This is a genomic window from Monashia sp. HAY1-2A (assembly GCF_056755315.1).
Genome location: NZ_JBNDHY010000199.1, coordinates 1 through 6965, shown reverse-complemented (window position 1 = coordinate 6965; position 6965 = coordinate 1). Strand labels below are relative to the sequence as shown.

At 72.7% G+C, this 6965-nt stretch carries 8 protein-coding genes and 1 tRNA gene; 4 read left to right on the top strand and 5 right to left on the bottom strand.

Going from position 1 to position 6965, the window contains the following annotated elements; translation table 11 throughout:
* Window positions 1–283 precede the first annotated feature (283 nt).
* Window positions 284–357, top strand: a tRNA-Pro gene (locus ACPYOM_RS20050).
* A 161-nt stretch (window positions 358–518) separates the two neighbouring features.
* Window positions 519–761 (top strand): hypothetical protein, encoded by a 243-nt coding sequence (locus ACPYOM_RS20045; RefSeq protein WP_481347296.1) that lies wholly within the window; start codon window positions 519–521, stop codon window positions 759–761.
* On the opposite strand, the gene ACPYOM_RS20040 is transcribed toward ACPYOM_RS20045, so the two are convergent.
* Window positions 736–1857, bottom strand: coding sequence for a carboxylate-amine ligase (locus tag ACPYOM_RS20040; RefSeq protein WP_481347295.1), 1122 nt, complete (start codon window positions 1855–1857; stop codon window positions 736–738). The genes ACPYOM_RS20045 and ACPYOM_RS20040 overlap by 26 nt on opposite strands.
* A gap of 285 nt (window positions 1858–2142) precedes the next feature.
* Here ACPYOM_RS20040 and ACPYOM_RS20035 point away from each other — a divergent pair, with 285 nt between their 5' ends.
* Window positions 2143–3528: an MDR family MFS transporter gene (locus tag ACPYOM_RS20035; protein ID WP_481347297.1), complete on the top strand. Its 1386-nt coding sequence runs from the start codon at window positions 2143–2145 to the stop codon at window positions 3526–3528.
* Between the two features lie 114 nt (window positions 3529–3642).
* Here ACPYOM_RS20035 and ACPYOM_RS20030 read toward each other — a convergent pair whose 3' ends face one another.
* The 4 genes from ACPYOM_RS20030 to ACPYOM_RS20015 form a co-directional block, all read right to left on the bottom strand.
* Window positions 3643–3915, bottom strand: a complete 273-nt coding sequence (locus ACPYOM_RS20030) for a DUF7218 family protein (protein ID WP_481342984.1) — start codon at window positions 3913–3915, stop codon at window positions 3643–3645.
* Window positions 3916–3995: 80 nt separating this feature from the next.
* Window positions 3996–5030 carry a DNA topoisomerase IB gene (locus ACPYOM_RS20025; RefSeq protein ID WP_481347294.1) on the bottom strand — a complete coding sequence of 345 codons (1035 nt, stop codon included), beginning with the start codon at window positions 5028–5030 and terminating at the stop codon, window positions 3996–3998.
* 86 nt (window positions 5031–5116) lie between these two features.
* On the bottom strand, window positions 5117–5314 hold the full coding sequence (locus ACPYOM_RS20020; protein ID WP_481347293.1) for a hypothetical protein: 198 nt from the start codon (window positions 5312–5314) through the stop codon (window positions 5117–5119).
* A 144-nt stretch (window positions 5315–5458) separates the two neighbouring features.
* Window positions 5459–6064, bottom strand: a complete 606-nt coding sequence (locus tag ACPYOM_RS20015) for a TetR/AcrR family transcriptional regulator (RefSeq protein ID WP_481347292.1) — start codon at window positions 6062–6064, stop codon at window positions 5459–5461.
* A 136-nt stretch (window positions 6065–6200) separates the two neighbouring features.
* On the opposite strand from ACPYOM_RS20015, the gene ACPYOM_RS20010 reads away from it, so the two are divergent.
* Window positions 6201–6965, top strand: a 765-nt coding sequence (locus ACPYOM_RS20010; protein WP_481347291.1) for an FAD-dependent oxidoreductase, incomplete at its 3' end; no start/stop codon positions are given.

The following is a 6965-nucleotide window of genomic DNA, read 5'->3' as shown; positions in this document are numbered from 1 at the left end:
GCCTCGGCACCGCGCCGACCGCGCCCGTGCGCCTCGCCTGTCGGCCCGAGGCCACGCTGCTGACCCTCGTCCCCCGCTCGCACGCCTGAGGAAGGGCCGGGCATACGGGCGCGAGTGGCCGCTGTGCTCGTGACTCCTACGTCACTGCTCAGCCAGAGTGAGCAGTGACGTAGGAGTCACGAGGAGGTCGGGACCACGCGGTCCGGGACCCGATTCGGAGATGGGCGCGGGCCTGCGCTAGAGTCTCTCCTTGCTGCCCCGGGTACGCCCGAACGGCAGCCACCGGGGTGTGGCGCAGCTTGGTAGCGCGCTTCGTTCGGGACGAAGAGGTCGCAGGTTCAAATCCTGTCACCCCGACCGGTGAAATCGCAGGTCACGAGGCTCTTGCTCATCCGAGCGAGGGCCTCTCTGCTTGCCGTGCAGCAGCGACGTACAGCAGTAGCGCTCATTCGAGGCAGCACGCTGCGGGTCGCGCAGCACACTGGAGGGACGAACCGGCGCACGAAGGAGTGTCGACGATGACGAACGGTTCCGACCTCCTCCGCGCCATGAACCGCATCCGGCACGCCTACGTCGTCACCGACGCCGCCGGCGGAGGCACGTCGCTCACGGCCGTCGTCGGGTCGCTGGGCGCGGTCGCGTACACCGCCGCGCACATGGAGGTGTCACGCCGGCTCTTCACGAGCACCCTGGACACCCGCTTCCCCAGCGACGGCGTGCGGGCGGACCCGACCGTCACGCCTCGACGTGGCCGGCGGTGACGCGGACCGACTCGGCCACGACGTCGATGAGCTGACCGGTGCGCTCCAGCATGGCCCGCTGGCGCACGGCGCCGTTGCCCTCGGTCCGCAGCCGCTCGAGCCCCTCCAGGACGGTGGACAGGTCACCGGCCTCCTCGAGCGCCGACCCGACGTGGGCGAGGAGCGAGCCGATGACGTCCCAGCACGGCCTCGGCCGGCCGCTGCGCCAGTCGACGAGCCGCCCCTCGATCCCCTCACGACCCGCCTGCCACGACGCGAGCCGCAGCAGCTGCGTCGGCACCTCCGGCGGCGGCAGCCCACGCTGCCACTCGCGCGCCGCCGTCTCGACGAGCGCCCGGCACAGCGCCCCGATGACGACCGCCTCCTCGACGGTGAAGCACACGTCGGCGGCCCGCACCTCCACCGTCGGGTAGTGCTCGGACAGCCGGGCGTCGAAGTACACCATCCCCTCGTCGAGGATCACCGAGCTGAGCACCATCTCGCGGACGCGGCGGTGGTAGGCGGCGGCCGAGCCGAAGACCTCGGGCGGTCCCCACGAGGGCCACCGGGCGAGCATCTGTGAGCGGTAGCTGGCGTACCCGGTGTCCTCGCCGCGCCAAAAGGGCGAGTTGGCGCTGATGGCCAGCAGCGTGGGCAGCCAGACGCGGATCCGGTCGATGACGCCCACGCCCTCCTCGTCGCCGTCGACGCACACGTGCACGTGGCAGCCGCAGATGAGGTGCTCGCGGGCCGTGAGCCCGTACCGGTCCGCCATCCACGCATACCTCGTCGACCGGGCCGGCAGCGGCTGCACGGGCAGCGGCGACGTCGCGAGCGCCGCGAGGCTCGACCCGGTGCTGCGGGCGGCGCGCACCGCCTCCTTGCGCCATCGCTGGACCTCCCCGCGCAGCGCGGACAGCTCGGTGGCCGGGGCCGTGTGCGTCTCGATCTGCTGCTGCTGGAACTCCCCCTCGACCGCGCCGTGGACGCCCACGCCGGCGACCTCCGGAGGGCGGTGGGCGGCGCGGATGAGCAGCTGTCCGGACACGGAGCGAGGCCGGCCGTTGCGGATGTCGACGAGGAGCATCTCCTCCTCGACGCCGAGAGTGCGGACCATCGGGTTCCTTCCGCGTCCCCGAGTGGCCCGGGACGACGGCGCGTGAGACCTGTCGACCAGCACGTACCCGCTCGGCCGCGTCCCCGAGCCACGGGCGCCCGGGAATGCCAGGCGCCGCCGGCCGCTTGTCCTCCAGTGTCGCCACGAGACCCGAGGAGCGCCATGACGAAGCACAGAACGGGCACGAGTACCGCACGAGGTGACGCCGGCGGCAGGGCCACGGCGAGCGGTGGAGGCGGCGGCGTCGGGTTCCGCTCGGAGCGCGGTCCGATCCTCGTCGCGCTGATGCTCTCGACCGCGCTCATCGCCCTCGACTCGACGATCATCGCCACCGCGGTGCCCTCCATCGTCGACGACCTCGGCGGGCTCTCGCAGTTCCCGTGGCTCTTCTCCGTCTACCTGCTGGCGCAGGCGGTGTCGGTCCCCGTGTACGCCAAGCTCGCCGACACCCTCGGCCGCAAGCCGGTCATCCTCGTCGGCATCGGCCTGTTCCTCCTCGGCTCGGTCATGTGCGGCCTCGCGTGGGACATGGGTTCGCTCATCGTCATGCGCGCCGTGCAGGGGCTGGGTGCCGGCGCCGTGCTCCCGCTCACCATCACGATCGCCGGCGACATCTACACCGTCGCCGAGCGGGCCAAGGTGCAGGGCTACATCGCCTCGGTCTGGGCCATGTCCTCGGTCGTCGGGCCGACGCTCGGCGGCGTCTTCGCCCAGTTCGCCTCCTGGCGCTGGATCTTCCTCGTGAACATCCCCTTCTGCCTCCTCGCCGCGTGGATGCTGTGGCGCACCTACGGCGAGTCGCTCGAACGGCGCCGCCATCGCATCGACTACGCGGGCGCGAGCGTGCTGACCGTCGCGCTGACCCTGCTCATCCTCGCCGCCCTCGAGGGCGGACAGGCGTGGGCGTGGTCCGCCTGGCAGAGCGTCGGCTCGTTCGTCGTCGGGGGCGTCCTGCTCGCGGCGTTCGTCGCGATCGAGCATCGAGCCGCCGAGCCGGTGCTTCCGCTGCAGGTCTTCGGCCGCCGGCTCATCGTCGCCACGTCCCTCATCTCGGTCGGCGTCGGCACCGTCCTCATCGGCCTCACGTCCTACGTGCCCACCTTCCTCGAGCGGACGACGGGCGCGACGCCGCTCGTCGCCGGGCTCGCGGTGGCCGCCCTGACGCTCGGCTGGCCGGTGTCCGCGTCCCAGTCGGGGCGCCTCTACCTGCGCATCGGGTTCCGGCCCACGGCCCTGATCGGCCTCGTGCTCGCCGGGGTCGGGTCGCTCGTGCTGTGGCTCGTCAGCACCGACCCGAACGTGTGGACGACCGCGCTGTCGTGCTTCGTCGTGGGACTCGGTCTCGGCCTCGTCGCCACCCCGACGCTCATCGCGGCCCAGGCGTCGGTGCCCTGGCACGAGCGCGGCGTCGTCACCGGTTCCACCATGTTCATGCGCTCGGTCGGCAGCGCCGTCGGCGTCGCGGTGTTCGGCGCCATCGCCAACGCCGTCATCGCCCGGTCGGGCGGGGACGCGTCGGCCGACGCCGTCGGTGCGGGGTCGAGCGCGGTGTTCCTCGCCGTCGTCGTCGCGGCGGGCATCAGCATCGTGGCCGGGCTGCTCATGCCACCGACGCGAGCCGACGACCTGGACGCCGCGGCGGCGCCCGAGCCGGAGCAGGCCGCCGCCTGAGGCGCGCGCACGGATGCCCACTCGACCCGGGTCGAGTGGGTGGCTCCTCGGACGCGTGACGGCAGGCCGGCGTGCGGCGGCGCGGGCGTCGCGCGGGCGACGCGGGCGTGCCCGTCAGTGGTTGCGCAGCGCCGAGACGAGCTCGGACTTCGACATCGACGAGCGGCCGGAGATGCCGATCTCGCGGGCGCGCTTCATCAGCTGGTCCTTGGTCATGTCGTCGTAGCTGCCGGCCTTGCCGCCCTTGCGGCCGACCGACGATCGCGACGAGCCGGCGGCGGCGTTCGCGATGCGGGCCGCCTTCTCCTTGCTCGCGCCCTCGTCACGAAGTGCCTCGTAGGTCTCCGGGTCCTTGACCGAGGGTCCGGGGCTCTTGCGCTTCGGCATGGGGATCTCCTCTCGTCGTGGCTGGTCCGTCGTCGCCCGGTCACGGCCGACGACCGGTTCGTACCCGGCGGGGGCCGCTTCTACTCGGCGCCGCGGACGAGGCGGATCACCGCCCGTTCGAGCGCGTCGCGGTCGCGGACGCGGACGAGCTCGCCGTTGGCCAAGCGGGCCCGGTCGGCCTTGGTGAGCCGGCTCAGGCCCCGCGCGACGGTGCGCCCGACGGCGTACTCGTCCAGGACCCGCGGGTCGACGTACGAGCGTCGCGCGACCGCCGGCGTGTTGCCGAGGTGCTCGGAGACCACCTTCATCGCGTCCTTCTCGGCGCGCTTCTGCTCTCGCTCGGTGGCGGCGGGGCCGGTCTGGGCCAGGGCGACCGCGGCGGTGACCGTCGCCGCCCACGTGCGCAGGTCCTTGACGGTGAACTCGTCGCCGACGAGCTCCTTGAAGGCGAGGTTGAGGTCGGCGGAGTGCAGCTCGTGCCACCCGGTCGTGTCGCGGAAGGCGAGCAGCCGCTCGCCGGGGTAGCCGCTGCGCTTGAGCGACAGCACCAGCCGCGCGAGCAGCTGGTCGGTCATGACGGCCTCGCGCAGCACCCCTGACTTGGCGGGGAACTCGAAGGTGATGTCCTCACCGCTGACCCTGACGTGCTGGCGCAGGAGCGTCGCGACGCCGTACGAGCCGTTCTGCGCCTCGTAGGCCTCCCCGCCGGTGCGGAAGAGGCCGGCGTCCAGCATGTGCAGCGCCGCTGCGGTGACGCGGCGGCGGCCGAGACCGTCGGTGCGCAGGTCCGTGGCCAGCTGCTTGCGCGCCTGCGGCAGCCGCCTGGCCAGGGCGAGGACGCGGTCGTGCTTCTCCCGGTCACGGGCCTCATGCCACTTCTCGTGGTAGAGGTACTGGCGGCGTCCGGCGTCGTCCGTGCCGACGGCCTGGATGTGCCCGTTGGGGTACGGGCTGATCCACACGTCCTTCCACGCCGGCGGGATGACGAGTGCCTTGACACGCTCGCGGGTCTCGGCGTCGACGGCCCTCCCGTCCGCGTCGACGTAGCCGAAGCCGGAACCGCGGCGCACCCGGCGGATGCCGGGGCCGTCGATCATGCTGCGCCGCAGTCTCATGCGCCACACGTACCCCGACGCGCGACCGCGAACTCACCGACCCGGCCGCCCGCGTGGCGGACCGACCTGACCGGGTCGTCAGCACCTCAGGACGTCGGGCCCTCGCTCTCCGGGGAGGGCAGGCCGTCCGCGTCCGCCGCGGCCTCGACCGCGTCCGGACCGACAGGGGCACCCGGGCTGTCGGAACGATCCGAGCCGTCCTGACCGTCGGCGGCACGCACGGGCAGGATGTCGGGGACCGAGATGTCCTCCTGGCCGGGTGGCACGGGTGGGTCGGGGGTCACCGGGGGGAAAACGGTTCCGTCGCTGTTGAGGTGGGATTCGTGAGGGGTCACGTGCATCGCCTTCGTCCCCGAGATCGCGGTCGCTGCTTACCGTTCGACCATACCCACGTCACCGGGCCCGTCCACGAGCCGAGTCCACCGCCGTCAGGCGAGGAGCGCGGCGGCCAGCGCGTCCCGCAGGAACGCCTCGTACCGGGCGACCGACCAACCTCGCTCGACGACGAGCCGGTTGTAGAGCATCGGGTCCATGTAGAGCCAGCAGACGTCGGCGGCCGCGGCCCGCGAGAGGCCCGGTCGCAACCCACCGATGCGCGCGAGGTGGCGGACGAGCTGCTGGGCGCCGAAGAGCCGGTTGGCGTCCGCGGTCGCCTTGAGGGCCGCGGCCTCGCTGTCGGTGTCGGACGCGAGGACGAGCACGGTGCCGATGGGCGCGACGCGACGAACGACGTCGCGGACGATGCGGACCCACTGGTCCAGCGCCTCGGCAGGGTCGGTCGTCTCCTGCAGCGCGCGGACGGCCGGCCGTTCGGCGAAGGAGACCGGCTCGTCGTCGCCGACGACGGCCCAGTCGTAGGCGTCCTTGAGCAGGGCGACCTTGCCGCCGACGGCGTCGAAGACGGTCTTGCGGCTGACCCCGGCAGCGGAGGCCACCGCGTCGATGGTCGTGGCGGCATAGCCCCGCTCCACGAAGAGCGCACTGGCGGCCTCGACGACGGCGCGACGCGTTCGGCGCGCCTGTGCCTCACGCAAACCGGACACGTAGGCCCGTTTCGGACGGGAGCTCATCGGACTTCCCGCAAACCGCTTGACGCCATCACCGGGTGCTTTCACTCTGGGTTAAGTCAATACACCGACGGTAACACCAATGGGGGTGAAGGTCGTGCGGGTGGCAGTCATCGGGGCCGGACCGGCCGGCCTGGTCAGTGGCATCGGTCTCGCGCGCCGCGGGCACTCGGTGGTCGTCGTCGACCGCGACGCCGGACCGCCCGCCACCGGGCACTGGGACCGACGCGGTGTCATGCAGTTCCACCACGCCCACGCCTTCCGGCCCCAGGTCGGTCGGGTCCTCCAGGAGGTCGCACCGGACGCCTGGGACGCCTGGCTCGCGGCAGGCGCCGAACCGGTGCCGATCCCCCTGCCCGACGGCACCGAGATCCTCGGTGGCGTCCGCTCGCGGCGCGAGACGTTCGAGCGGGCGGTGCGGGTGACGGCCGTGGCCCAGCCCGGGCTGACCCTGGAGGTGGGACACGTCGACGGGCTCACGACGCGCTGCGGTCGGGTCGGCGGCCTCAGCGTCGACGGCCGTGACGTGCCCGCCGACCTCGTCATCGACGCGTCGGGCCGGTCAGGGCGCGTCAACCGGCACCTGCGCGCCCCGGGGATCGGCGGCGAGTGCGGCATCGCCTACGTCGACCGGCTCTACCAGCTGCGCGCCGAAGCCGACCCACCACTGACGAATCCCATTGCGTGGCAAGGAAACTACGACGGCTTCGAGGTCCTCGTCTTCCCTCACGAGAAGGGCGTCTTCTCCGCCCTCATCATCCGCAACACCTCGGACCGCTCGCTCGTGGACCTGCGCCACACCGCGGCGTTCGAGGCCGCTGCTGCCGCCGTGCCCGGCCTCGCGGCGTGGACCGACCCGTCCGTGGCC